Below are 24,640 nucleotides of genomic sequence, written 5' to 3'. Positions count from 1 at the left end.
ATGACGAGTAAACAGCGCGGTCCACTGGAGCGCGACACATGTCGCGACCTCGTGGTGCCCGCCCTCCGCACGGCTGGCTGGGCGGCAGAGGCGATCACGCCGGAGTATGCGCTCGCTCAGACGATGCGAACAGGGCCGGATGGCACGGTCCAGGCGCTCCCCGGTCGGCGCGTGGATTATGTTCTCGAGATCGCCCCGGGTCAGCCGGTCGCAGTCGTCGAAGCCAAGCGTGCGTACCGCTCGGCTCGAGATGGGCTCCAACAGGCACTCGATTACGCCAAGAAGCTCGAGGTCCCCCTCGCCATCGCGACGAACGGGTCCGAGATCATCGTCCATGACCGCTCGGCCGGGACTGAACGGAAGGTGGACGGATTCCCCACGCCTGTCGAGGCGTGGGACTCCTACCGCACATTCATGAAGCTCGAAGGGCCGGAGGCCGACCTCCTCCTCGAGCCACTCAGTAGGAGGAAGGTCTCGACTGACGGAACGATCCACGAACCCCGCTACTACCAGGCGCTGGCGATCAGCGCGGTCCTCCGGGCGATCGCCCGAGGTGATCAGCGGATCCTGCTCCTCATGGCCACTGGCACGGGCAAGACGTTCACCGCCATGCAGATCGTCGCCAAAATTCTCGGATACCAGGAGAAAGTGCGGCCCGAGGAAAACTACAGGGTGCTCTACCTGGCCGACCGGGACGTGCTCCTCACTCAGCCGATGCGTAACGACTTCGGTCCGGCCTTCGGCAACGAGCGGCTGCAACGTGTCCGGCTGGGCGCCGACCAGAGCGGGGAGCTGTACTTCGCGAGCTACCAGGCGCTGCACCAGGGGGCTGCCGGTGAGGAACTCCTCGAGCAGTTTCCCCGAGACTTCTTCGACCTCGTCATTGTCGACGAGTGCCATCGCGGAAGTGCCACCGCCAACTCCCGATGGCGCGGCACCCTCAACCACTTCGCCTCAGCGATCCACCTCGGACTCACTGCCACTCCGCGCGACGACACGGTCCACAGCTACGAGTATTTCGGCAACCCGGTCTATCGCTACTCCCTCCGCGACGGGATCGAGGACGGCTACCTCGCCCCCTACCGAATTCGGCGGGTGATCCTCGACGCCGACGCAGAGGGCTGGACGCCCGACCCCGGGCAGCGGGATCTCTACGGACGCGAGATACCTGCGGGGGTGTACACCACTCGCGACTACGAGCGCGCCCTCTCACTCCTGCCTCGCACCAAGGCCATGGCCCACCACCTGTCCGGGCTACTTCGGCAGAACCCTGAGCACAAGGCGATCGTCTTCTGTGTGAGCACGCAGCATGCCGACGACGTTCGGTCCGCACTCGTCGTCGAGAACCCGGACCTCGTCCGCGCGGATCCTGAATGGGTCGTCCGGATCGTCGGCGTGGAGGAGGAGAAGGCGCGTCTACTCGAGGCGTTCTGCGACACGGAGTCGGCGTCGCCCGTCGTCGCCACCACCTCCCGGCTCCTGTCCACCGGCGTTGACGTTCCCGACCTGCGGTACGTCGTGATCTTCCGACCGGTGGGCTCGTCCATCGAGTTCAAGCAGATCGTCGGCCGAGGCACCAGGCTCTTCCCCGAGGGCGGAAAATCGGTATTCGAGGTGGTCGACTACGTCGGTGCCTCTCAGCATTTCAGTGACCCGGACTTCGACGGCACGCCCCCCGACATCACGATAGAGACGACGGACGGCAGTGGCGACGTCGTCGAATCGATTTCCGAGCCCGGTAGCGACTCGACCGGAACCGGCGCCCCCGCCCCCGCGCCCGCCGACCCGACGCTGAACGAGCCCGAACCCGAGTTTCGGACCGAGGACCCTGACGACGTCGACAACCCCGGCGGGACCAGAGAGCCCCGAACTACTTACGTCGTGGTCGACGGCGTCGTGACGGTGACCTCGGAGGCGGCGATGGTGATCGACAGGTCGACCGGCGAGCCACGGATGGTCGAGGTACGGACTGTGGTCGAGGGCACCATGTCCGGTTACGGGGACGCCGCCTCGCTCGGCACGCTGTGGGCGGACGAGTCCACCCGCCATGAGATCCTCGAGTCCCTGGCGGGGCGGGGAATCGACCTTGACGGACTCAGGGCACTTGCAGACGAGTCGGGTTCCGACTTGTTCGACGTGCTGCTCTCGATGGCGTTCCAGACGCCGGTCCGGACCCGGGCCGAGCGGGCCCGCCGTGCACGGGAATCGCACGCCGAGGAGATCCGCGCCCAGAGCGAGGCCGGCCGAGCCGTTCTCGTCGGGCTCCTCCAGCGGTACGAGGAATTCGGCATCGACGACATCTCGATGCGCACCGTCCGGCTCCGGCCGATCTCTAACGCGGGGAGCATTACCGAGATCGCCAGTGCGATGGGCGGCCCAGACGCCCTGCGCGAGGCAGTTCGCCAGGTTCCCGACTGGCTATATGGCGCCTAGCTACATAGTAACTTTAGTTTTGCGCATAAGTGCATGGTATAACTATATGGTTCTTTGATTTCGCGCTGATGGTAGGCTCATTGCATGACCGCCTCCTCGCTCGACCTACGCCGCCGCCTACACGCGGTCGCGTTCGGTCAGGCGGGCTATTTCTCGTCCGCCCAGGCCGTAGAGGCCGGGTACTCGCACCAGGCGCAGAAGTACCACGTGGACGCCGGGAACTGGACCAGGGTCGACCGTGGCATCTTCCGACTCCCCGACTGGCCGCCTAGTCCCGAGGACGAGTATGTCCGGTGGACCCTGTGGAGCCGGGGTCGCGGAGTTGTCTCGCACGAGTCGGCTCTTCGCGCCCACAGCCTCTCAGACGCCAACCCGGCGCGCCTGCACTTGACGGTGCCCCCGGGGTTCCGCGCCCAGGACGATTTCGTGGTCACCCACATCGGTGAGCTCGATCCAGCCGACCGAATCGATTACCACGGGTGGTCGGTCACCTCGATCCCACGCACTCTCGCCGACGTCGCGGGGACCGAATCAGTTTCGCAGGAAATCGTCGACGACGCGGTCCGTGGCGCCCTCGCCGGCGGGAACACCACGGAGCGCCGACTCCGCCGCCTCGCGCACGACCTGCCCGCCGTCGCCGCACTCCGTCTCGAGCGCGCGTTGGGAACCGTGGCCCGTGACTGACGCCCGCGCCCGGAGCGTCAATCACCGGCTGCGCAACCTCGCCGCCGAGCACCGAGTTGATCCGCTCCGCCTACGCAACCGCGTGCTCTTCCAGCTCGTCCTGCGGCGTCTCGCGGCCGACCGTCGCTGGGTCCTCAAGGGCGGATTCGCCTTGGAGACCCGTCTCTGGCTTGACGCCCGCAGCACCAAGGACCTCGACCTGGCTCGACTCAGCGCCGGATCTCCCGACGCCGACGAGCTGCACGACCTCCTCGACGAGGCATTGGACCACGATCCGGGAGACGGCTTCCGTCTAGTCGCGCGGGCGCCCCGGCCCGTCCGCGCGGAGGACGAGCTTCCCACCACGTGGCGGGTGGTGATCGAGGCCTATCTCGGTTCGACCGAGTTTGGGGTCGTCACTCTCGACGTCGTCACCGCCGACCACCTTGACGACGACGAGGTGGAGCACCTGCTCGTCGAACCGCTCCTGCTGGGCGAGCCGTTCACCGTTCCCGCCGTGGACGTAGACCGGCACGCAGCCGAGAAGCTGCATGCCTACTCGCGGATCTACGCGCACAACCGCCCGTCGTCCCGAGTCAAAGACCTCGTCGACCTCGCATTGCTCCTAGACCGTGGCCTCGTCGATCCGACGCGGTTGGGTGTGCGACTCACCGCGGTCTTCACCGATCGTGACGGCGAGGCGCCGCCGGCCGACCTCGAACCACCGCCCGGGTCGTGGGCCGAGCCGTTCGCCGCGATGGCGGCTGATCTCGGGCTCACCCACCCCGACCACGCCTCCGCGTTCCGCACCGTCCGCGAGACGTACCTGACCGCACTGTCCCGCATGCCCCCGACCGAGAAAGACCTCCCATGAGCGCCCGCGTCACCGCGAAGGAACCCACCACCCAGGCCCGGCTCCAGTCGGTCATCAAGACCTCCCGGCAGATCATGCGCAAAGACGCGGGGCTGAACGGCGAGTTGGACCGCCTGCCCCAGCTGGCGTGGCTGTTGTTCCTCAAAGCCTTCGACGACCTCGAAGAGGAGCGCGCGCTGGTCAACGAGGCCTACGAGCCCGCACTCCCCCAGGCGCTCCGCTGGTCCACCTGGGCGCACGAGAAGTCCGTCACCGGCGACCCCCTGATCGCCTTCATAAACGAGCGGTTGATTCCACACCTGCGCACCGTCCACGGATCGGGTCGGCCAGGGGACCCCCACGACACGCTGGGGCACGTCTTCGCCGACGTTCGGAACCGGATGCAGTCCGGGCACCTTCTCCGGCAGCTGGTCGACCAGGTGGACAAGATCAGCTTCACCTCCCGTGACGAGGTGCACACCATGGCCATGTTCTACGAGACCATGCTCAAGGAGATGCGGGACGCCGCCGGTGACTCCGGCGAGTTCTACACCCCGCGTCCGGTGATCAGGTTCGTGGTGGACCAGGTCGACCCGAGGCCCGGCGAGAAGGTCCTCGACCCAGCGTGCGGGACGGGCGGGTTTCTCTCCGAGGCCTACCGGCACATGACCGCCGGGGACGTCTCGGCCGCCGATCACGAGAAGGTCTCCGCCGGGTTGCGCGGGATCGAGAAGAAAGGCTTGCCCTACCTGCTGTGCCAGATGAACCTCCTGCTCCACGGCGTGGATCGGCCCAACGTCACCGAGGGCAACGCTCTCATCCACCCGCTTTCTGAGGTCAAGCGGGACGGCGTGGACGTGGTGGTGACCAACCCACCGTTCGGTGGCGAGGAGGAGCGGCTGATTCTCGAGAACTTCCCCACCACCTTCCGCACGGCCGAGACGGTGTGGCTCTTCTTGCAGTCCGTCATGGCTCGCATCGAGAAGAGCCCGCGCGGGCGATGCGGGATCGTCGTGCCCAACTCGGTGCTCTTCGACACCGGCGTGGGTGGGCGAATCAAGAAGGACCTTATGACGCGGTTCAACCTGCACACCGTGGTCCGCCTCCCCAACGGCGTCTTTGCTCCGTATACCCTCATCCCCTCGAACATCCTGTTCTTCGAGAAGGGCGGGCAGGGCCCCGTGTGGTTCTACGAGGTGCCGCCGCCGGAGGGGCGCAAGAACTACACCAAGACCAAGCCCATGCGCTACGAGGAGTTCGAGACCTGCCAGCGGTGGTGGGGCGGCGCGAGCCGCGAGGGCAGAGTCGAGAACGAACAGGCGTGGAAGGTCGATTACGCAGATATCGAGGCCGGCGGATTCAACCTCGACCTACACAACCCCCACCGCCCCGACGCGCTGGACCAGCGGCCTCCCGCCGAGCTGATTGCCGATTTGATCCAAACGGAGAAGGAACTCCTGGCGGTCTATGAGGAAATGCAGGCGGCCATCGCGGAGTTCGAGCTGTGAAGGTCGATTGGGTGCCGCTTGGGGAGGTTGCCTCCCTCCGCCGATCTCCTGTCGACGTCGACCCGACAGCTTCCTATCGCGAGATCGGGATTCGGTCCTTCGGCAAGGGTTGCTTCATCAAGGAGCCGGTATCCGGCACCGAGATCGGCGACAAGAAGATTTTTCAGATCAAGTCCGGCGATCTGCTATTCAGCAATGTCTTCGCATGGGAGGGCGCGGTCGCAGTTTCCGACGAGCGACACGAGGATCTAGTTGGCTCGCACCGTTTCATGACGTGGGAATGCACCCCAGAGAGGGCGAGCGCAGAGTTTCTCCGTGACTATTTCCTCTCCGATCGCGGGCTCGCGGAACTTAGGAAGGCATCTCCGGGCTCCGCCGGACGCAATAAGACACTGTCGATCAAGAACCTCGAGCGCCTGAGAGTTCCCCTCCCCTCGCTCGCCGAACAGACCCGAATCGCCGAGCACCTGAGACAAATCGGACGCGAACACAAGAGCACCACTCGCCAAGATCCCTCGAGAGTCGCACTCGACTCGACCTTGTCCGCGTGGTTGGGCCAGCTTCCTGCGGCACCACTTGGCGAGCTGATTGAGTTCGCTCCAAAGCCAAGAAAGGTCGACAGTGCCGATGAAGTGCAGTTCGTACCTATGGCAGCAGTCGACCCTATTACAGGAACTATCACCAATGCTGAGGTGAAGTCTCGCGGCGAAGTCGGAACCGGCTACAGGCAGTTCATTCCTGGTGATGTGATATTCGCCCGGATCACACCGTGCATGCAGAACGGCAACTGCGCGATATACGTAGACGAGCTGGGTCGCACCGGATACGGGTCTTCCGAGTTCTTTGTCCTCCGCGCTTCTTCACCGGAATTTGCAGAGTGGGTGTGGCGCGTCCTCAGAACTGAGTGGTTTACATCGCAGGCAAGAAGGGCCTTCACTGGTACCGCCGGACAACAGCGCGTTCCCGCCGATTTTGTGAAGACTGTTGCCTTTCCTCTGCCGGGCGACGATGAGCTCGCGGGCGCAATCGAACGGATTCGCACCATCCAGGAGCTTCGCCTCACGTCAGCAAGTCTCCACGGCAAGCGCAACGAGCTCGCCGTCGCCGTCCTGCCCGCCGCCCGGAACGAGATCTTCACCGCGATGCACTGACGCTCCGCCACGCCTCGCCGGCCACCACCACGTGGTCAAGGAACCGAAGTCCCACCTCCTCCGCGGCGGACCGGATCCGGTCGGTGGCGGCGCGGTCGGCGGCACTCGGAGTGGGATCCCCCGCCGGGTGATTGTGCGCGAGCGCCAAGGCGGCCCCATCGTGACGCAACGCGACGGCCAACACTTCACGGATCGGCAGGCTCGTCGTCGTCGACCCTCCCCGCGCCACGGACTCCACACGCGTCACCCGGTTGCGGCCGTCGGCCACCACCACCAGGACCTCCTCGCGCGTGGCAGAGCCGATCAAGGGGATGGCGACGGTAGCAATATCAGCCGACGAGCCGAGGATTCGCCCCTCGGCCGGGCCCTGGACGCGGCCGGCGAGTGCGAACGCGGCCACGATCCTGCATGCCTTGGCCGGGCCAATCCCGGGCAACCGGCCGAGGTCCGCCGCGGTGGCCCGGGCCAGTCCGGCGAGCGAGCCGAACTCTGCCACGAGCCGCGTGGCCAGGGCGACCGCGTTCTGCCCCGCTACACCAGAGCCGACATGGATGGCGATCAGTTCGGTGTCGCTGAGAGCCGACGGGCCGAATCGCACAAGCCGCTCACGAGGGAGGTCGTGGGCGGGGAGATCCCTGAACGGGGTGGCCATGGCACCGACCGTAGGTAGCCGGCCACCGAAGCGTCCACCCCTTGAAGCGCTCTGTGGAAAAGGTCGACAACCATCCACAGGACTATGACTATGACTCCGACCCGACTGTGCGGGCACTAAGACGCCCGGCGGGTCGTCGCGCATCCGGAGCGCAAGTCTGGGGTTGTCGCCGAGCGCGGCGGCCATACGGCGCCCTTCCCACCGGACCGCGGGGGCTGGCCGCGACCGGGGTCATCGGCGCAGCGGACGGCGGCGGGGCCAGACGCGAGTCCCGGCTCGCGAGCACCCTATGTAGGGCCCAAATGCCACAGCATCGGCTCAGGCGTGGACATCGCGATGGGCATCTGCGGGCGCTCGACAGTCAGTCCGGGCTACGCGGCGCAACGGCGTAGTGGCGCGGCTCGCGACGGAGTGGCTCGGAGGGGCACAGCCGCGGATAGGGTCTGCAGACCATGGCCAAACCCCGCGACACGCGCGCCTGCCGCGAACTGCGCACCCTGCCCGTCCCCGGCGGCCCGGCGGTCGCCGAGGTGTTCCCGGCACTCGCGCGGATGCTCGCCGACCGCGGGCCGGCGCTGCTGCCGGTGCCGGCCGACGACCCGGTGCGCTCCCGGATCCTCGTCGACAGCCAGCGCCCCGGCGACCCGATCGACGACCGCACCGCCCTGGTGGTGAGCACCTCCGGGTCGACCGGAACACCCAAGGGCGCGATGCTCTCCGCCGCCGCGCTCGCCGCCTCCGCCGAATCGACCGACGCCGTCCTCGGGGGGCCCGGGCGGTGGCTGCTCGCGCTACCCGCGCACCACATCGCCGGGCTGCAGGTGATCCTGCGGTCGCTGCGCGCCGGGCACGAGCCGGTCGTGATGGACGTGATCCGTGGGTTCGACCCCGCGTCCCTGCCCGACGCCGTGGCCGCGTGCCGCGCGGGCACCACGGCCGAGGCCGCGGCCGCGGGCGGTGCCGGGGAGTTCGGCGCCGGGGGCGGCAGCTCGGTAGCGGCCCGCGCCTACACCTCGCTCGTGCCGGGTCAGCTGGCCAAGGTCCTCGACGACGGCCCGCCCGACGCCGTGGCCGCGCTCGCCGAGCTCGACGCGGTCCTGCTCGGCGGGGCCGCGGCCGCACCGGAGCTGCTCGCCCGCGCCGCGGACGCCGGCATCCGGGTGGTCCGGACCTACGGCATGAGCGAGACCGCGGGCGGATGTGTGTACGACGGCGCCCCGCTCCCGGGGGTGACGGTGGAGGTCGACGACGACGAGGGCCGCGTCTGGCTGGCCGGCCCGCAGCTCGCGTCGGGGTACAGGAACGCACCGGATCACCCCGCGTTCGCCCGGGCGGGATGGTTCCGCACCGACGATGCCGGGACGCTCGACCCCGGGGGCGGGCTCCGGATCCTCGGCAGGGTCGACGAGGCGTTGAGCGTCGGTGGGCTCACGCTCCTCCCACAGACCGTGGAGGATGCACTCCGCACGCATCCTGCGGTGGTCGACGTCGTCGTCGTCGGGATCCCGGACGAACGGCTCGGGACCAGGCCCGTCGCGGCGGTCACGCTCCGCTCCTCCGCGTCGCCGGACGACCTGCGCGCACACGTGGCCGCGTCTCTGGGGGCGCACTCGGCCCCTGCGATCGTCGCCGTGCTGGACGCGTTGCCCATGCTGCCGGGCGGCAAGGTGGACCGACGCGGCGTCGCCGCGGGCTTCCTCGATGGGACAATCGGGGCATGAGCCGCGAGACCGATCCCGTCATCCACCGCGAGACCCCTCCCGCCAGCGACGCCGACGCCGCCACCACCGAGCCCGGGGGCGCCACGTTCTCCCACTGGCTCGAGGGCGCCCGCCCCCGCACCTGGCCCAACGCGTTCGCCCCGGTGCTCGTCGGCTCGGCGGCCGCGGCGCTCGCGGGCGGGTTCGTGTGGTGGCAGGCGCTCCTGGCGCTCGTGGTGGCGTGGTCGTTCATCGTGGGGGTCAACTACGCCAACGACTACTCGGACGGCATCCGCGGCACCGACGACGACCGCGTGGGCCCGCTGCGACTGGTGGGCTCGGGACTGGCACGGCCGGCGACGGTCAAGCGCGCCGCGTTCGGGTTCCTCGGGCTGGGCGGGCTCGCCGGGCTGGTGCTCAGTGCGACGTCGGCACCGTGGCTGATCCTGGTCGGGGTGGCCTGCATCCTGGCGGCCTGGTTCTACACGGGCGGCAGGACCCCGTACGGGTACCGCGGGTTCGGCGAGGTCGCGGTGTTCGTGTTCTTCGGTCTGGTCGCCGTGATCGGTACGCAGTTCACGCAGCTCGGGTCGGTCACCTGGTACGCGGTGGTCGCGGCCGTGGCGGTGGGGAGCTTCTCGTGCGCGGTGAACCTCACCAACAACCTGCGGGACATCCCCTCGGACGCCGAGTCCGGCAAGATCACGCTGGCCGTGCGCCTGGGCGATTCGCGGACCCGCGGCCTGCACGCGGTGCTGGAACTGCTGGTCCCGCTGCTGGCGACGCTCGCCCTGATCCCGGCGACGCCCTGGGCGCTGCTGGGGCTGCTGGCGTTGCCGGTGGCGTGGAAGGCCAACGCGCCGGTGCGCGCACGGGCGATCGGTGCCGGACTCATCCCCGCGCTGACGATGGCCGGGATGGCGATGCTCGCGTGGAGCGTGCTGGTCAGCGCCGGGTTCGTGATCGCCTCGCTCTGACCCGGCGGTGCGCGTTCACCCCGGCGGTCCGCTGAGGCCCGGCGACGAGCCCCCGCGCGCCCGGCGCGGTACAGACGACGGCGGCCGGTCCCCCACCTCGGGGACCGGCCGCCGTCGATGTACGTGCGGACTTCGTGCCGGATGTACTGAGTGCCGAATGTAGTGAGTGCCGGGTGGACTACTTGCCGAGTGAGCCCTCGGGCACGGCGTTCCAGGCGGACTGGATCCCGTTGTTGAGGGCCAGGGCGGCACCGCGGAGGGCGTCCTTGACCTGCTCGGGCACCGGCAGCGTGTCGATGTCGGCGATGGTGATCGTGCCGGGCGCCGGAGGGGCCACCGGCGCGGCCACGGGTGCCGGAGCCGGGGCCGGGGCCTGCGCGGGACGCGGTGCCGGGGCGCCGCCGCCACCGGTACCGCCGGTGGTCCCGCCCGCACCGCCGGTGACGGTGACCGTGGTCGTCTCGGTGCGTACCGGGACGCCGAAGATGAAGGCGGTCGCCACGGGCTCGTACACGCCCGCGACGGTGGGGGTGCCCCTGATCGCGGTGGTGGCCGGATCGTAGGACAGCCCGGGCGGCAGGCCTCGGAACTGGATCGAGGCGCCGGGGGGCGGAGTGACGTAGTCGCTGACCCGCCGCTCCATGTACTCGCCGACGCGCAGCGTCAGGGACGGCAGGGCCGCGGGTGCCACGTCGGTGGCCTCGACGACCAGGGGCGCGTGGTCGGGCGCCTCCGCCTGGCCGGACGCGACCCCGACCGCGGCCATGGCGGCGAGTGCGAGGGAGGAGGCGACGACAGGACGGGAGATATGCATACACGCCTTTCGGTGGTTACCGCCGCGAGATCACGACCGCCCCACGGTAACCCAGGAATGCACCACACCCCGGGGCCATCTCACGAAGTGAGACGACCCCGGGGTGGAGGTGGTCACCGGCGACCTACCCGGCCGCCGGGAGCCTGTAGATCAGCCGCGACCGTTGGCGACCGTCGGCCCGGGGGCCTGGACCCTGTTCGGGGCGCCGGCGGCGACAGTCGGCGCACCAGCGGCCACGGTCGGGGCGACCGACCCGGAGGAGCCACCGTTGCCGGTGTCGCTCGATCCGCCGGTGGTGGTGCCGCCCGTGGTGGTCGAACCCGGCAGGGCAGGCAGGATCGCGGTGGAGCCCGGGATCGAGGAGCCGCCGCCCAGCGCGAGGCTGAGGCCGGCGATGCCGAGGAGGGCGGCGCCCGTCAGCGCCAGCCCGGGGGCCAGCGCCCCGAGGGAACCGGTGTCCGCGGGGAAGGACGAACCCGGGACGGTGATCTCGCCGCCGCCGGTCAGGTCCCCACCGGTGACGATCTCGGCGCCGGTCTGGGTTCCGCCGGTGGTGGTGGAACCGGGGATCGTCGAGCCGGTCGTCTCGGTGTCGCCGTCGGTGGTCGAGCCGGTCTGGGCGCCCGAGTCGATCAGGGAACCGAGCGGGGCCAGCGGGCCCAGGCTCTGGGTGTCCAGGCCGCCGGTGGCATCGCCGGTCGCCTCCCCGGTGGCGGTGGAGCCCGGGGTGCCGAGCGAGCCGTTGACCGGGGTCTCGGTGCCGGGGGCGTCGGTGTCCGGCACGTCCGGGGTCTCCGGTGCGCCGTTCGACAGGCTGCCGAGGCCGAGCCCACCGTTGGCCGCGCTGCCGAGCGGGCCGGTCGGCGCATCCGGGGCGTCCGGGTTCTCGGGGGTGACTCCGCCCTGACCCGTCGAGCCTGCGGCGAGCTCGGCAACGGAACCGGCGTCGCCGCCGAGGGAGGAGACGATGCCCGCCACGGCGCCGAGGATCGCGTCCGTGCCGTCGGAGCCCGTGGTGATCTGGCCACCGGCCTGCGCCTCGCCGCCCAGGCTGCCCTCGACTGCGGCCGTCCCCTCGCCCGAGGCGCCGGCCGGCGCGGAACCATTGGCGTTGTTGATCGTCAGGGTGACGGGAATCGTGACTAGTCCGCCCATGCCCCGACCGGTCACCTGAATGGTGTACACGCCCGGAGTGGTCACCGCGCCCGAGATGCGGCCGTTGCCGTCATACTCCAGCCCTTCCGGAAGTCCGGTGACGTCCTCAATGACGAACCCGGCCGACTGGGTGGCCTGGACCAGCGTCCCGGCGTCGAAGGAGAACTCCGCGCCAGCGTTGAACGATGGGGCAGCCACGGCGACCGTCTGGATGTCGCTACGGACGGTGGGCGCATCGGGAGCGGCGATGACCATTCCGCCCACGAGCGCGACCGCTGCTGCGGCTGCGACGGGGGCGGCAAGGCGACCCCGGACGATACGACGAGGACGGGCGAGGCGAGCACGCATCGGCTGGTTCCTTCCGGAGGGGTTCAGATCGCTCACTCCGCGGAACGGGAGGGCAGACCATTACGAGTGCCACTCTAACCACATGCACACCACCTGTCTACTCTCGTCACATAAGTCACTTAATTCTCATAAGCCACACTAGTCACACACCCTCCCGGGTATCCCGTTAAGCCTGGAACCGTATCCGACGCGCTCGTGCACGACCTCGTCGAAAATCACGGCGGCCCGGCCCCTGTATCGGGGCCGGGCCGCAGGAGACCGAGAGGCGGGGTCAGGCGCCGGGGACCGGGACCGAGGTCGCGAGCGCCGCCTCACCGGCATCCGCGTCGTCCGGGTCGCCACCGTCCCGGTTCGCACCGTCGGTGCTCGCATCGTCGGAGGCGGCGATCGAAGTTCCGGTTCCGGCCTCGTCGGCGGAGGTCGTGGTGGTGGCCGGGGCGGACGTGGTGGAGCTGGCGGTGGCCGTGCCGGTGACCGTGCTGACAGGATTGCCGTCACCGTCGACGATCACCGTGACCGGCGGCGGGACCATCTCGCCGCCGAAGACCAGCGAGCACAGCCCCTCGCTGAGCGAGCCGGCCTCGCCGACGAGCGCCGACCCGCGCCCCTCCCCCGCGACCACGTCGAGCAGATTCGGGAAGGAATCCAGCGCCGAGGTGATCAGATCCATGACGCCGGTGGGGACGCCGTCGATCCCCAGCAGCGGGGAGAACTTGGCGACCGAGCCGCCCAGGGCGGGCAGCTCGCAGACCTCATCGGTCTCGGGCGCGAGGTCACCGACGCTGGTGTCGTCCCCACTGCCGGAGTCGAGGCTGCCGGAGTCGAGACTTCCCGGCGAACCGCCACCGAGCGAACCCGAATCGGCACCCTCACCGTCAGCTCCGCCCTCACCGTCGACTCCGCCCTCGCCGGAGGCGTCGTTCGAGGCGCCCTCGGACCCTCCGGCGAGGCTGGACGCGTCGGGGTCGCCCCCCTCGAGACTGCCGAGCGAGATGCTGCCGGACGTGGTCTCACCGGGGAGGGCACCGTCGTCCTGCGCGTTGACGACGGGGACGGACAGGGCGACCAGCGCGAGTGCAGCGGCGGCGGCGGTGACGACCTTGCGGGTGAACATGTGTGATGGACCCTCTTCGACGGCGACGGACGTAATCGAGCCACTGCGCCCCACAGGGCCGCCCGAGGTCGACAGGGGGACTCTATCGCCCCGACCCGCGCCCCGTGGGGACATTGCCCGGGGGCGCGGGGAGGGTCACTGCCCGAGGCTGCCCGCGCCGGTCGTGAGCAGACCCAGCAGCGCGGCGGGGCCGTCGCCCGGAACAGCCGCACCGGTCGTCGCCCCGTCCGTGGTGGCATCGCCGCCCGCAGTGGTCGTCGCCCCGCCCGTGGCGGTCTCTCCACCGGTCAGGCCGCCGAGCAGCGACGGAGAGATCGTGCAGAGGATCTGGCCCACCGAGCCGAGGCTCTCGACCGACCCGCCCTCGCCGAGCACGGACGGGAGCAGGTTGACGACCGTGTTGAGCAGAACCATCACGAGTCCGGCCGATTCGGCGTCGTCGCCACCGGTCACCAGGGGCAGCAGCTGAGCCAGCGAGGCACCGTCCATCTGCCCGCCCCCGACGACCGCGCACAGATCCGGGGGGGCGCCGACCTCGTCGTCGTCCCCGGTCGTCTCACCGTCGCCGGCGCCCGTTCCGTCACCCTCATCGCCGGCGAGGGTGTCGTCCTCGGCGGTCGGATCACCGGGGACCGCCGAGAGCGTGGGGTCGGACTGCGTGGCGGTCGTCGTGGTCTCGGTCGTCGCGGTCTCGTCCGTGGTGGTCGCCGTGGTTGCGGCCGGGCTCGTGATGGCCGGGCTCGTCGTCGCCTCCTCGTCCTCCGACGGGGCACCCGCGCCGTCGGTGACGGTGATGGCGACCTTCTCCGACTGCGAGATCCCCGAGTTGGAGACGGTGACGAGCACCTCGTACTCGCCCGCGCGGGTGGGCGTGCCGGAGATGACCCAGCCGTTCTGGGTCAGACCGTCGGGCAGGCCGGTGACCTGCACCGTCGTCCCGGGCGGGATGGTGCCGCCGGCGGCCTGGGCGACCACGGGCTCGAGGTCGAGGTTGACCGCCGTACCGAGCGGGAGCTCCTGCGCACCGGCCTGGCCGGTCGCGTTCTGGGTCAGCTGGATGTCGCCGGCGTCGACGGCGGCGGGCGCGCCCACCGCCGCGACGGTGCCACCGCCGACCACGGCGAGCGCGGCCAGGGCGCCACCGAGGGCGAGGGAGCGGGAACGGGGGGCGGTGCGGTGGATGCGTCGCTGGAACATGAGGTCACCTTGTCGTCCGGGAGCTGGGCACGACCGGGTCCGGCCCAGTCACACACGTACCATACGTCACACAAGTCACATGGGCCACAGGCGCGACGCCGTGTCGGACCGGGTCTCCCCAACCGGGATCCCTACACTCACCTCCGGACGCCACGCCGCGACGGAAGGACCCACGTGACCCCACCCCCCGAGATCGCGATCCGGGCCCACGGCCTGCGCAAGACCTATTCCCACGGGCGGGTGAGGGTGAACGCGCTGGACGGCGTGGACGTGGCGATCGACAAAGGGCGCTGGACCGCGGTCATGGGCCCGTCAGGCAGCGGAAAGTCCACCCTCATGCACTGCCTGGCCGGCCTGGACACCCCCGACCACGGCACGGTGTCGATCGGATCGACCGAGATCACCCGCCTGGGTGACGCGGGACGGACCCGGCTGCGACGCGCCCGCGTCGGCTTCGTGTTCCAGTCCTTCAACCTCGTCCCGGCGCTCTCGGTACGCGAGAACATCGCGCTCCCCGTGCGGATGGCGCTGCGTCGCCCGGACCGGTCGCGCCTCGACTCGCTGGTCGGCGAGCTCGGGATCGGCGACCTGCTGAAGCGGCGCCCGCACGAACTGTCCGGCGGGCAGCAGCAGCGGGTGGCCATCGCCCGCGCCCTCCTGCCGCGCCCAGACGTGGTGTTCGCCGACGAGCCGACCGGCAACCTCGACTCCGAGTCCGGCGAGTCGGTGCTGGGACTGCTCGGCGCGTGTGTCCGCGAGGCCGGCCAGACCGTCGTCATGGTCACCCACGACGCGCACGCCGCCGCACACACCGACACCGTGGTGGTACTGGCGGACGGACGGATCGCCGACGAGGTCCCCTCCCCCACCCCCGAGGCGGTCCACACCGCCATGCGCGCGCTCACCGGCAGCCGGCCGGCCACCGCGTGAGCCCCCACCTGGTCCTGGGTCAGCTCCGCGCGCACGCGGGCCGCTACCTGGGCACCATCCTGGCGATCGCCGTGGCCGTCGGCTTCGTCCTGGCATCCGTGGGCGTGCTGCGCACGATGACCGCCAGCGCCGACGCGACCTTCGGGATGCGGTACGCGGACACCGCCGTGCTCGTGCAGAACCTCGGTGACCGCACCTCCGCCGGCACCGATGCCGCGCGCGAGGAGGTGGCGGAGGCCCAGCGGCTCGGTCTGGAGGCCATCGCCACCACCCCGGGGGTACGGGCCGTCACCGTGGACGCGCGGACCTACGTGCGGGTCCGCGTCGAGGGACGCGCCCAACAGGTGACGACGACAACGGCACTCGCCACCGACGACGGTCTGCGCTGGCAACCGCTGGCCGACGGGCGGCTCCCTGAGGTGCCCGGAGAAGTCGCGATCCGCAGTGACGCGGACCTTCCTCTCGGCGCCACGTTCGAGGTGCTGCCGAGAGCCGACGGCGATCCCGCCGTCGTCACGGTGGTCGGGTTGTTCGACCTGTCAGGGCAACCGGACATGAACTCGGCGTTCCCGCTCTACACCGTCGACGCCCAGGTACAACAGTGGGCGCCGAACGGGGCCGGCGGCGATGTCCGCGTGGCCGGCGACGGCACGGTGCCAGACGCGGCGCTGGCGGCGGAGATCGAGCAGCGACTGGACCCGATCCCGGGCACGTCCGGCGTCGAGGTGTCCACCGGCGCGGCCGAGGCAAACGCCCTCGCGGAATCCTTCATCGGCAGTCGAGACGTCTACACGCGCGCCCTGCTGGCCTTCACCGTGCTGGCCGTCGCGGTGGCCGCCCTGGTCATCGGCACGACCTTCGCGGTGGTGTTCGCCGCACGCGTACGGGAGACCGCGCTGCTGCGCTGCCTGGGTGCCTCACGGCTGCAGTTGCGGCTCTCCGGGATGGCCGAGGCCCTGGTCGTCGGTGTGTCGGCCACCGCGGCGGGGTTGGTGCTGGGCCGGTTCGCGGTGTCGCTCGCGGCCCGCGAGGCTCCGAGACTCGGGGTGACGATCCCCCTGCAGGAGGTGAGCGTCCCCGGATCCGCCTACCTCCTCGCCGCCGCGGTGGGCGTGGGAGTCACCCTCACCACCGCTGCCCCACCACTGTTGCGGGCGACCTCCGGCAGCCCACTGGAGGCGCTGCGTCCGGCCGACGTACGGCCCGACCCTTGGTGGCGGCGACTGGCGATGGTCGCGGTGGGCGCCGCGGTCGCGGTCTTCGGCTGGCACTCGATGTCAGCGGCCGTCGAGGCGGGGGACGTCGTCGACGCCGGCGCGTGGGGTGTTCTGGCGTTCCTGGGGGTGCTGGCCGTGGCCGCCGGCGCCCTGCCGACCCTGCTGGGGGCGCTCGGCAGCGTCGTGGGGGTGTTGCTCGGCCCGGTGGGCCTACTCGGCGCACGGAACACCGCCCGCAGTCCGCGCCGCACCGCCGCGACTTCCGCGGCCGTTCTGGTGGGCGTGACGCTCACCGCGACGATGGTGACCGGCATCGCCCTGCTCGGACCGGCGATCCAGGCCAGACTCGTCGACCGCGTCCCGCTGGACATCGCCGTGACCGCATCGAGCGGCGACACCCTGCCCGAGGGACTGCCGGGGACGCTGGCGGAGCTCCCGGGCGTGGACGAGTCCCTGGTCGTGACCGACATGTACGCGGAGGGCCCCGGGGGAAAGCGCACGGTCCTCAGGGTCGCCGACCCGGAGCGGGTCGGCGACGTGATGCGCCGCGACGTCGTATTGCCCGGGCCCGGGGAGATCGTGCTCCCGGAGTCCTCCCCCGTGGCCGCCGGTGCCCGCGACGGCGAGACCGTCCGGTTCACCTTCTTCTCCGACGACGACGGTCGCGACCTGGTCGTGCGTCGGACGAGCGATCAGTGGGCCCTGGCCGCGACCGGGAGCGTGCCGGCCTGGCCCGTGGCGCAGTTGCCCGACGGGTCCCCGTGGCCGGAGGGCGTGGAGGTGCCCACCCAGTTCGTCCCACGCACCGAGGTCTGGCTGCGCATGGATGACTCCCTGGCCGGTCAGCAACTCGAGTCGGCACTGCAGGGCGTGCGTTCCGCCGTCGTGGACGCCGCGCCCGATGCGGCCGTGACCGAGAGCTTCGCCTCCCGCGAGCAGATCGCCACCTCTGTCCGGACCGTCCTCACCTCCAGCTCGTTGTTGCTGGCGGTGGCGGTCGCACTGGCCCTGGTGGGGGTCGCCAACACGCTCACGCTGGCGGTCCGGGAACGGACCCGGGAGATCACCCTGCTCAGAGGCGTCGGGGTCACCCGCTTCGGCGTGTGGCTCATGTTGATCCTGGAGACCGCGCTGGTGGCGGCCTGCGCCGCAGCCCTGGGTGTGGTGCTGGGGGCGGCCTTCGGCACGGCCGGGGCGGCCGCGCTGACGGGGACCGGTTCCGGCGCTGGAGGAATCTTCTCCGGCCTCGCCGGGGTCCGTAACGATGGCGTACCCGTGGCCGATCTGGTGATGGTGGGGTTCGGGGGCGTCCTCGCGGCTGTCCTCGCCGCCGCCGTCGCCTCCGTCGGGGCGGTCCGATCCCGGGTCGCGTCGGACTAGATGCTCGCGCTTCCCGACCGTCCTCCGGGGTGAAAAAGATTCCACCCCGTCCGTCCGGTAGCCATCCTTTGACAGAACTGAGACACTATCGTTATGAGAACTCGGGTGCTCCTCGTCGCCGGCGCAACAGCGCTGGTGGCCGCGTCCTGCGCGCAGCCGGAGCCACAGGTGCTCTCCGAGGCTCCGCGCTCCGCGTCCGCTACGGAGGTCGCATCGCCGACCACCACCGAGCGTGACGAGCAGCCCGGGAAGTTCATCGCGCGATGTGCGACCGAGGCCGACGGCGGGACGCCCGGCCTGACCATCTTCACCGACGGGTCGCAGAACGTCACCGATCACTGCCTGAGCAGGTACTACATCGGGGTCCAGCCCGCCCCCGGGGCGCTGTACGTCCCCGACGAGGAGGCCGGTACCTACGCGCCTCCCAGCGAGACCGCGCCCGTCGAGACGACGGGCGAACAGTGGACGCCCGCCCAGCCACGGACCGATATCGGGTTCGAGGATGATCAGGAGCTCCTCGGCGACGGGGAGACGACCGAGAATCCGGATGAGCCGGGCACCGAGGATCCCGACACGGACGATCCGGATACCCCGACGAGCCCGACCGACGGGACGTCGCCCACCTCGCCCACGACGCCGCCCACGACCGAGCCGGGCGGTACCGAGCCCGTCGTGACGGATCCGACCACTCCCGGGACCAGCACTCCCGGCACCACCGAACCCGGCGACACCACCCCCACGGGGACCGGCTCGTCCGAGCAGCCGACGACGGTGCCCACCGTGACCGAGGCGCCGCAGGAACCGCAGCCGGGCCCGCTGACATCCGTGATGTCCGCCGCCCCGTCCGGCTCGGTCGGCCCGTCGGGTTCAGTCGGCCCGTCGGGATCGGAGACCCCCGCCGAGTCGGGGACGTCAGTGGGGGTTCCCGCGTTCCGCTGGCCCGGCTCGTTCTGGCCTGGCGGCCCGCAGAGCTGACCCCGCAGAGGCGAGTTACCCGACCGGACGGACGTGACGCCCGGCCGGGTGCCGGAAGTCAGGCCTCGTTCATCCGACGGCGTAGGTCCTCGCGCTTCTCCCGACGTCTGGCGTCGACCGCCGCGATATCGGAGTTGATCTGCGCGCGCATCCGACTGAACAGCACCATCGACAGGGGCAACGCGATCAACACGGAGATGATCGCGGCGACGAGCACCGGGACCTGCACACCGGCCAGGCTGCCGATCCCGATGATGAGCAGCGTCAACGCCACCACCAGCAGGAGTCGGACGACGGTGTAGACGACCATGTTGCGGGCCAGTCGCGCTCCGGGCGCGGACCCCTCCGGTGTGGCCGCCGGGCTGGCCGTCCCCTCCGCGGGGTGTGTTGTCTCGTCTCGCTCGCTCATGGTCCCCAGGATACGTATCGTGGTGGGAAGGAGGTTCGAGTGATCTGGCTGTTCGCACTCATCGGAGTGGTGACCGTGGCGATCCTGCTGTGGCGGGCCTTCGGGCCCGGGTCACGGCCGGCTCCCCCACGGGTGATCGCCCCGGACGACGACCCTGATTTCCTACGGGATCTGGACCGTCGCAAACCGCTGGACCCCTGACGTCGGCTGCGCACGGGTCCGAGCGCAGCCCTGCCCGATGCAGCTCTGCCCTGCCAGGTATCGCCGGCCGGGTCAGCTGCGTGACAGCAGGCGGACGATGGAGTCCACGGCGTCGCTGATCTGCGCCCCCGTGCGGTCGAACACCTCGGGCTCCCGTCCGATCGGGTCCTCCACGTCGAGCGCGGGATCGTCGGTGTCGATGCCCAACCTCGCCCGCGACAGGCCCGCGAGAGTGACGGACTCGTCGGAGTCGGCGAGCCGGGCGGCCTCCAGGATCGTGTAGGTCTTCTTCCACAGCAACGGCGCCAGTTCCTGTACGGCATCCCGGTGTGACCGGGTCGCGGTGAGGACGAGGTCGCGTCCGGTCAGCAGACGTGCGGTGAGCAGTCGCGACGCGAAACCGGCCCCGTCCCCCCCGTACCCCCGCAGCACCCGCAGGCTCTCGCGATGGATCTCCACGCCATTGGCCGCCCGCGTCCCCGCGGAGTCGACCGCCACGTCGAGTCCGGCCGCCGCGGCGCGCGCGGCCAACAGACGCTCGGCCAGCGGCGACCGACACATGTTGCCCGTACAGACCGTCATCACCGAGATCGCCATGGCGACGATCCTAGTGCGCGCTACGCCTCACTCCCCGCGCCACTGCGGGGCGCGCTTCTCGAGGAATGCGGACATGCCCTCCTGGGCGTCGCAGGTGACGGCGTTGGTGGCCATCGTCTCGGCCATCTCGCGGTACGCCTCGTCCTGGGGCAGATCGATCTGCCGGTAGAAGGCCTGCTTGCCGATCTCCAGGGTCAGGGGGCTCGCGTCGGCGATCTGCAGTGCCAGCTCGTCCACGCGGGAACGCAGGTGATCGGCGGGCACCGCCTCGTTGATCAGACCCCAGTCCACCGCGGTGGCCGCGTCGATCGTCTCGCCGGTCAGCAGCATCTGCATGGCCCGCTTGCGTCCGATGGAACGGGAGACCGCCACCATGGGGGTCGAGCAGAACAGGCCGATCTTCACGCCCGGGGTGCCGAAACGCGCGGTGTCGACCGCCACGGCCAGATCGCAGGTGGCGACGAGTTGGCAGCCGGCGGCGATCGCGTGGCCCTGCACCTCGGCGATGACCGGCTGCCGGATCGCCTGGATGGTCTCCATGAGCTGCACGCACGTGGTGAAGACCTCGCGCTCCTGCGTGAGGGTGCGGTCGACCATTTCACTGATCTCGTGCCCGGCGGACAGCGCGGGGCCGGACCCGGTGAGCACGACGACCCCACAGTCCGGATCGTCACCGAGGTCGCGGATCGCCGCCGTCGCCTCCCGCATCATCTGCAGGGAGAGCGGGTTGCGACGCTCGGGCCGATCGAGTGTGACGCGGGCGATCGGGCCGCTGCGCTCGACGAGGACGAAGGGGGTGCTCATGGGGCCTCCGGAGGGGATGAGGGGCTAGCCTCCCCTGGTTCTACCCCGCGGCGCCGGTCGACGGGCCGGGACGGGGCCGGGGCGCCCCCACCGGGGCGTGGCGAGGGGCGTGGCGCTCCCCTCTGGTCACCCCGGGCCCCGGGCCGGGCCCGGCTCGGACCGGACCGGACCGGACCGGGTCAGTTCGCGGCGGCCTCGTGCGTGCCGTCGCACCACTGCTCGGCGGGGACGGTGTCCTTGACCTGGTCGACATGCTGACCGCAGCCGTCCCACGTGGTCTTGCCGCAGACGGGGCAGGTGACCGGGTAACACATAAGAATCTCCTCAGATCCGACGTCATACCCTAGGGGGTATACCCGTAAGGGTATGTCAGTTCTCGTCCGGCCGCCACTCGGCGTCGACCCTGGGTGTGGCCTCACGCAGTCGTTCGACGTGGGCCCGGCACTCCTCCCACTGCGGGAGCCGGCCCGCGGCGGCGACGTCGAGCAGGCTCGGGGCGTCGCGGTCGCGCTCGCTCATGACGTGCTCGATCGAGGTGCCGTCGAGGGCCGATCCGGGCCAGTCGATCGCGATCTTGGGATCGAAGGCGTCGATGACGTGCTCGGCCCCGGGCCGCCAGCCCTCCGAACAGAAGTACATCACCGTGGATTGCGGCTCGAGGGTCAGGAAGCCGTGCGCCACGCCCTCGGGGATGTAGATCGCCCGCTGCTCAACGGAGTCCAGGATGACCCCGGCCCACTCACCGAAGGTCGGCGAGCCCACGCGGACGTCCACGACCACGTCGAACACCGTGCCGGACGGGCACAGCACGTACTTGGCCTGACCGGGCGGGACCTCGGCGAAGTGCAGGCCGCGCAGGACCCCCTCCCCCGAGACCGACACGTTGACCTGCGCGAGATCGAAACGGTGGCCGGTCATCCGACGGAAGGTCTCGTGGGTGAACGCCTCGTGGAACACCCCGCGGTCGTCAGAGATCTGCCGGGGGGTGATCTCCCACGCCCCCGACACGCTGAGCTCGCGTAGCTGCACTCCGGTCCCGCCTTCCCGTTGTCTATCGATCCCGGTCGCCCCCGGCGCCCGGGTGACGACCACCCTAGCCGCGCATGGCGTCCACGATCTGCGCTGCCGTCCACTCGCCGATCAGCAGGCAGCCCATGGCGTCGTCGTGGACGGAGGCGTCCTCGTCCCAGCCGGTGACGACGAACTGGAAGATGTAGGTGGCCTCATCGTCGCTCCATCCCACGATCAGACTCGAGGTCGCCATCCGGCCCGGATCGGCCGTGTACATGCCCCGCAGGTAGCGGTAGACGCTGCGGACGGCGCCGGCGGACTCGTCCCCTTCACCGGCGACCTGCTCGAGCAGTGTCCAGTCGGGCAGTGCGTCGGCGGTGGCGACGATCATCTCGACCGCCTGCTCGGTGTCCATCGCGGGCGCGACACGGGCGCAGGTGGCCACCGCGTTGGGTGAGAACCCGTCACGGTGCGCACCCGGGTCCACGTAGATCACCGCGGACGGCTCGGGCGATTCGATGCGCTGCCACGGCGGGCTGTCCACCCAGGTCAGCGGCTGTGCGGCCACGGCCATCGGTGGGCTCGCCTCGAGAATGCGACCGGTCGACGCGCAGTACTCCTGGATAGAGGTCATGTCCGGGTCCCCGCGCCCCGTCAGCCCTGTAGTCCCGCGCCGACGATGTGCGCGCCACCGTCGACGACGAGGGTCTGCCCGGTCATCCAGTGCGCGTCATCGGACAGCAGGAAAGCCACGGGACCGGCGATGTCGTCGGGCACCCCCAGTCGCCCGGCCGGCAGCGCCGCGGACATGGCCTCCTCGCGGCCGGAATACAGCGCCTCGGCGAACCTGGTCTTGACCACGCCCGGGGCGACGGCGTTGACGCGCACGGCGGGTCCGACCTCTACGGCGAGCTCCTGGGTCAGCCGCATGACCAACGCCTTGGTGGCGCCGTACCAGCCGATCCCCGGCGACGGTGCCAGGCCGGCGATGGAGGCGATGTTGACGACAGCGCCGCCGCGCTCGCCGAGGCCCGAGTGGTAGACCTTCTGCGTCCAGGACAAGGTGCCGAGGGCGTTGACCTCAGTGATCTTGCGGGCCGCGGCGAGGTCGATGTCCACCGTGCGGCCGAATGCCGGGTTGATCCCGGTGTTGTTGACCAGCAGGTCGATGGGCCCGAACGACTCTTCGGCCCGGGCCACGACCTCACGCTGGTGGTCCTCGTCGTCGCTCTTGCCCGCCACCGCCAGCACCCGCTCCGGTGTGCCGAGATCGGCGACGGCGTCGTCGAGCCCCTCCTGGCCGCGCGCCGTGATGACCACCGACGCGCCTTCCGCGAGCAGGCGACGGGCGATGCCCAGGCCGATCCCGCGGCTCGCGCCGGTGACGAGCGCGGTGCGGCCGGCGAAGCGGTCCGGGACGACGGGGCCGGTCCGGGGGGCGGGCAGGGGGGTAGCGGTCACAGCCGTCTCCTTGCGAGTGTCGGAATGCGTCTGGCGTGCGTCGCCCAGCCTAGAGGCCATGTCGGTGTGCCAGGCCGCGCCGGGGCCTCACGGCATCTCCTCAGCGGACCCTCCGGCTTTCCTTCACTACGGCGCCGCCGGGCGCTAGAGTTCGTCACAGGTCCCATCCGGCCGCCCCCTCGGGCGGCTCCACTACCCCGGGGTGTGCATGTCACCACTAATTCCACGCGCTGGCGCGGACTCACCCGTGTGCTCGATCCTCGATATCCCGGGCCCGCGGTGGTTCACGGCGAGCGATCCCATCTGGCGGGTCCACGGCGACGTGTCCACCCCGATCGGCATCACGACCGGTCTGCTCATGCTCGCCGCCGACCCCGCCTACTCCGCCGTGATGGTCGCGTGCGGTGCGGACGCCGAGCCGTGGACGATGGACGACTACCTGCACGACCTCGTGGAGATCTCGACGTTCGGCACGGTCGACGACGCCATGGTGACCATCGAGCACGCCCGCCGTGACCACAATTCGTTCTCCGGCACCACCGAGTACGGCGACTACTTCTACGGCTCCGACCCCGGGCTGATCGAGTGGTCGCAGGCCGCCATGACGTGGGCCCTGCTCGTCGCCTTCCAGCGCTTCTCGGGGCGTCCCCTGTCCCCCGCCGAATCCGACCGGTACGTCTACCAGTGGGCGGGCCTCGCGCGGCTCCACGGTGCCCGCAGTTTCCCCTCGACCGTCCGCGAACTCGAGCAGCTCCTGCGCAGGTCCCGCGGCCGCGCCCGGCCCACCGATGCCGGTCGCCGCGCCGCGAGGAAGCTCAGGGAGGACGCCCGCGCCTGCCCCGGGGTCACGGAGAATTCGGTGATCGCGCACCGGTCGTGCACGACGGTCGTGGACGCCGCGGCGAGCCTGGTGCCGTCGGAGGTGCGCCGCGCGCTGGATCTCCCGCACCGTCCGATGGACCGCGCGGCCGTGTTCGGGAGGATCACCAGAGCGCACCAGGGCCTGTCCTCGCCGCGGCTCACGACCCGGGCGCCCATCGCGGCCCCGTCGGCGATGCGGGCCCGGACCGCCTGAGCCCCGCCTCGCGCG

General features: G+C 70.6%; 24 protein-coding genes. 12 read left to right on the top strand and 12 right to left on the bottom strand.

Going from position 1 to position 24,640, the window contains the following annotated elements:
- The 5 genes from G6R20_RS03235 (at position 1) to G6R20_RS03215 (ending at position 6,608) form a co-directional block, all read left to right on the top strand.
- The gene (locus tag G6R20_RS03235; RefSeq protein WP_132063067.1) at positions 1–2,433 is read left to right on the top strand and encodes a DEAD/DEAH box helicase family protein; all 2,433 of its coding nucleotides are present in this window, start codon (positions 1–3) and stop codon (positions 2,431–2,433) included.
- 84 nt (positions 2,434–2,517) lie between these two features.
- Positions 2,518–3,117: a type IV toxin-antitoxin system AbiEi family antitoxin domain-containing protein gene (locus G6R20_RS03230; protein ID WP_067716886.1), complete on the top strand. Its 600-nt coding sequence runs from the start codon at positions 2,518–2,520 to the stop codon at positions 3,115–3,117.
- Entirely contained in the window at positions 3,110–3,970 is an 861-nt protein-coding gene (locus G6R20_RS03225) for a nucleotidyl transferase AbiEii/AbiGii toxin family protein (RefSeq protein ID WP_163375543.1), read from the top strand. The genes G6R20_RS03230 and G6R20_RS03225 overlap by 8 nt, the downstream gene beginning before the upstream one ends.
- Complete coding sequence (locus G6R20_RS03220; protein WP_067716891.1) at positions 3,967–5,457, top strand: N-6 DNA methylase; 1,491 nt, start codon at positions 3,967–3,969, stop codon at positions 5,455–5,457. The genes G6R20_RS03225 and G6R20_RS03220 overlap by 4 nt, the downstream gene beginning before the upstream one ends.
- Positions 5,454–6,608, top strand: coding sequence for a restriction endonuclease subunit S (locus G6R20_RS03215; RefSeq protein ID WP_132063071.1), 1,155 nt, complete (start codon positions 5,454–5,456; stop codon positions 6,606–6,608). The genes G6R20_RS03220 and G6R20_RS03215 overlap by 4 nt, the downstream gene beginning before the upstream one ends.
- On the opposite strand, the gene radC is transcribed toward G6R20_RS03215, so the two are convergent.
- The gene (gene radC, locus G6R20_RS03210; protein WP_067716893.1) at positions 6,592–7,260 is read right to left on the bottom strand and encodes a DNA repair protein RadC; all 669 of its coding nucleotides are present in this window, start codon (positions 7,258–7,260) and stop codon (positions 6,592–6,594) included. The two genes, G6R20_RS03215 and radC, sit on opposite strands and share 17 nt — an antisense overlap.
- 452 nt (positions 7,261–7,712) lie before the next feature.
- Between radC and G6R20_RS03205 the strand changes: the two genes are divergently transcribed.
- Positions 7,713–8,981 carry an AMP-binding protein gene (locus tag G6R20_RS03205; RefSeq protein WP_132063073.1) on the top strand — a complete coding sequence of 423 codons (1,269 nt, stop codon included), beginning with the start codon at positions 7,713–7,715 and terminating at the stop codon, positions 8,979–8,981.
- Positions 8,978–9,937, top strand: coding sequence for a 1,4-dihydroxy-2-naphthoate polyprenyltransferase (locus G6R20_RS03200; RefSeq protein ID WP_227022222.1), 960 nt, complete (start codon positions 8,978–8,980; stop codon positions 9,935–9,937). Before G6R20_RS03205 ends, G6R20_RS03200 begins: the two co-directional genes overlap by 4 nt.
- A gap of 178 nt (positions 9,938–10,115) precedes the next feature.
- Here the strand turns inward: G6R20_RS03200 and G6R20_RS18450 are convergent, their stop codons facing one another.
- The 4 genes from G6R20_RS18450 to G6R20_RS03180 all read right to left on the bottom strand — a co-directional run bounded on the left by G6R20_RS18450 (position 10,116) and on the right by G6R20_RS03180 (position 14,565).
- Positions 10,116–10,751 (bottom strand): hypothetical protein, encoded by a 636-nt coding sequence (locus G6R20_RS18450; RefSeq protein WP_067716899.1) that lies wholly within the window; start codon positions 10,749–10,751, stop codon positions 10,116–10,118.
- 150 nt (positions 10,752–10,901) lie between these two features.
- On the bottom strand, positions 10,902–12,254 hold the full coding sequence (locus G6R20_RS03190; RefSeq protein WP_167492394.1) for a hypothetical protein: 1,353 nt from the start codon (positions 12,252–12,254) through the stop codon (positions 10,902–10,904).
- A gap of 271 nt (positions 12,255–12,525) precedes the next feature.
- Positions 12,526–13,368, bottom strand: a complete 843-nt coding sequence (locus G6R20_RS03185) for a hypothetical protein (protein WP_163375542.1) — start codon at positions 13,366–13,368, stop codon at positions 12,526–12,528.
- A gap of 135 nt (positions 13,369–13,503) precedes the next feature.
- Complete coding sequence (locus G6R20_RS03180) at positions 13,504–14,565, bottom strand: hypothetical protein (protein ID WP_163375541.1); 1,062 nt, start codon at positions 14,563–14,565, stop codon at positions 13,504–13,506.
- 174 nt (positions 14,566–14,739) lie between these two features.
- On the opposite strand from G6R20_RS03180, the gene G6R20_RS03175 reads away from it, so the two are divergent.
- The 3 genes from G6R20_RS03175 to G6R20_RS03165 all read left to right on the top strand — a co-directional run bounded on the left by G6R20_RS03175 (position 14,740) and on the right by G6R20_RS03165 (position 19,067).
- Positions 14,740–15,495: an ABC transporter ATP-binding protein gene (locus G6R20_RS03175; protein WP_163375540.1), complete on the top strand. Its 756-nt coding sequence runs from the start codon at positions 14,740–14,742 to the stop codon at positions 15,493–15,495.
- The gene (locus G6R20_RS03170; protein ID WP_163375539.1) at positions 15,492–18,092 is read left to right on the top strand and encodes an ABC transporter permease; all 2,601 of its coding nucleotides are present in this window, start codon (positions 15,492–15,494) and stop codon (positions 18,090–18,092) included. The genes G6R20_RS03175 and G6R20_RS03170 overlap by 4 nt, the downstream gene beginning before the upstream one ends.
- Positions 18,093–18,185: 93 nt before the next feature.
- Entirely contained in the window at positions 18,186–19,067 is an 882-nt protein-coding gene (locus G6R20_RS03165) for a hypothetical protein (protein WP_205475714.1), read from the top strand.
- A gap of 58 nt (positions 19,068–19,125) precedes the next feature.
- Here the strand turns inward: G6R20_RS03165 and G6R20_RS03160 are convergent, their stop codons facing one another.
- Positions 19,126–19,476, bottom strand: a complete 351-nt coding sequence (locus G6R20_RS03160) for a DUF4229 domain-containing protein (RefSeq protein ID WP_082923944.1) — start codon at positions 19,474–19,476, stop codon at positions 19,126–19,128.
- 39 nt (positions 19,477–19,515) lie between these two features.
- On the opposite strand from G6R20_RS03160, the gene G6R20_RS18445 reads away from it, so the two are divergent.
- On the top strand, positions 19,516–19,677 hold the full coding sequence (locus tag G6R20_RS18445) for a hypothetical protein (RefSeq protein ID WP_167457827.1): 162 nt from the start codon (positions 19,516–19,518) through the stop codon (positions 19,675–19,677).
- A gap of 72 nt (positions 19,678–19,749) precedes the next feature.
- On the opposite strand, the gene G6R20_RS03155 is transcribed toward G6R20_RS18445, so the two are convergent.
- From G6R20_RS03155 to G6R20_RS03135, 6 genes are all read right to left on the bottom strand, one after another.
- A complete protein-coding gene (locus G6R20_RS03155; protein WP_067716922.1) occupies positions 19,750–20,274 on the bottom strand; it encodes a protein-tyrosine-phosphatase in 525 nt (174 codons plus the stop codon).
- A gap of 27 nt (positions 20,275–20,301) precedes the next feature.
- Entirely contained in the window at positions 20,302–21,078 is a 777-nt protein-coding gene (locus G6R20_RS03150) for an enoyl-CoA hydratase (protein ID WP_067716924.1), read from the bottom strand.
- Between the two features lie 179 nt (positions 21,079–21,257).
- A complete protein-coding gene (locus G6R20_RS18975; protein ID WP_256385633.1) occupies positions 21,258–21,392 on the bottom strand; it encodes a hypothetical protein in 135 nt (44 codons plus the stop codon).
- Between the two features lie 55 nt (positions 21,393–21,447).
- On the bottom strand, positions 21,448–22,107 hold the full coding sequence (gene rfbC, locus G6R20_RS03145) for a dTDP-4-dehydrorhamnose 3,5-epimerase (protein WP_067716927.1): 660 nt from the start codon (positions 22,105–22,107) through the stop codon (positions 21,448–21,450).
- Between the two features lie 64 nt (positions 22,108–22,171).
- The gene (locus G6R20_RS03140) at positions 22,172–22,723 is read right to left on the bottom strand and encodes an LpqN/LpqT family lipoprotein (protein WP_163375538.1); all 552 of its coding nucleotides are present in this window, start codon (positions 22,721–22,723) and stop codon (positions 22,172–22,174) included.
- A gap of 20 nt (positions 22,724–22,743) precedes the next feature.
- Positions 22,744–23,550: an SDR family oxidoreductase gene (locus G6R20_RS03135; RefSeq protein WP_082923945.1), complete on the bottom strand. Its 807-nt coding sequence runs from the start codon at positions 23,548–23,550 to the stop codon at positions 22,744–22,746.
- Between the two features lie 247 nt (positions 23,551–23,797).
- On the opposite strand from G6R20_RS03135, the gene G6R20_RS03130 reads away from it, so the two are divergent.
- A complete protein-coding gene (locus tag G6R20_RS03130; protein ID WP_067716932.1) occupies positions 23,798–24,625 on the top strand; it encodes an oxygenase MpaB family protein in 828 nt (275 codons plus the stop codon).
- Positions 24,626–24,640: the final 15 nt, after the last annotated feature.

It is taken from the genome of Dietzia sp. Alg238-R159 (assembly GCF_900537145.1).
In the GTDB taxonomy this organism is placed as follows: domain Bacteria; phylum Actinomycetota; class Actinomycetes; order Mycobacteriales; family Mycobacteriaceae; genus Dietzia; species Dietzia kunjamensis.
This window is presented reverse-complemented; position numbering and strand designations above follow the sequence as displayed.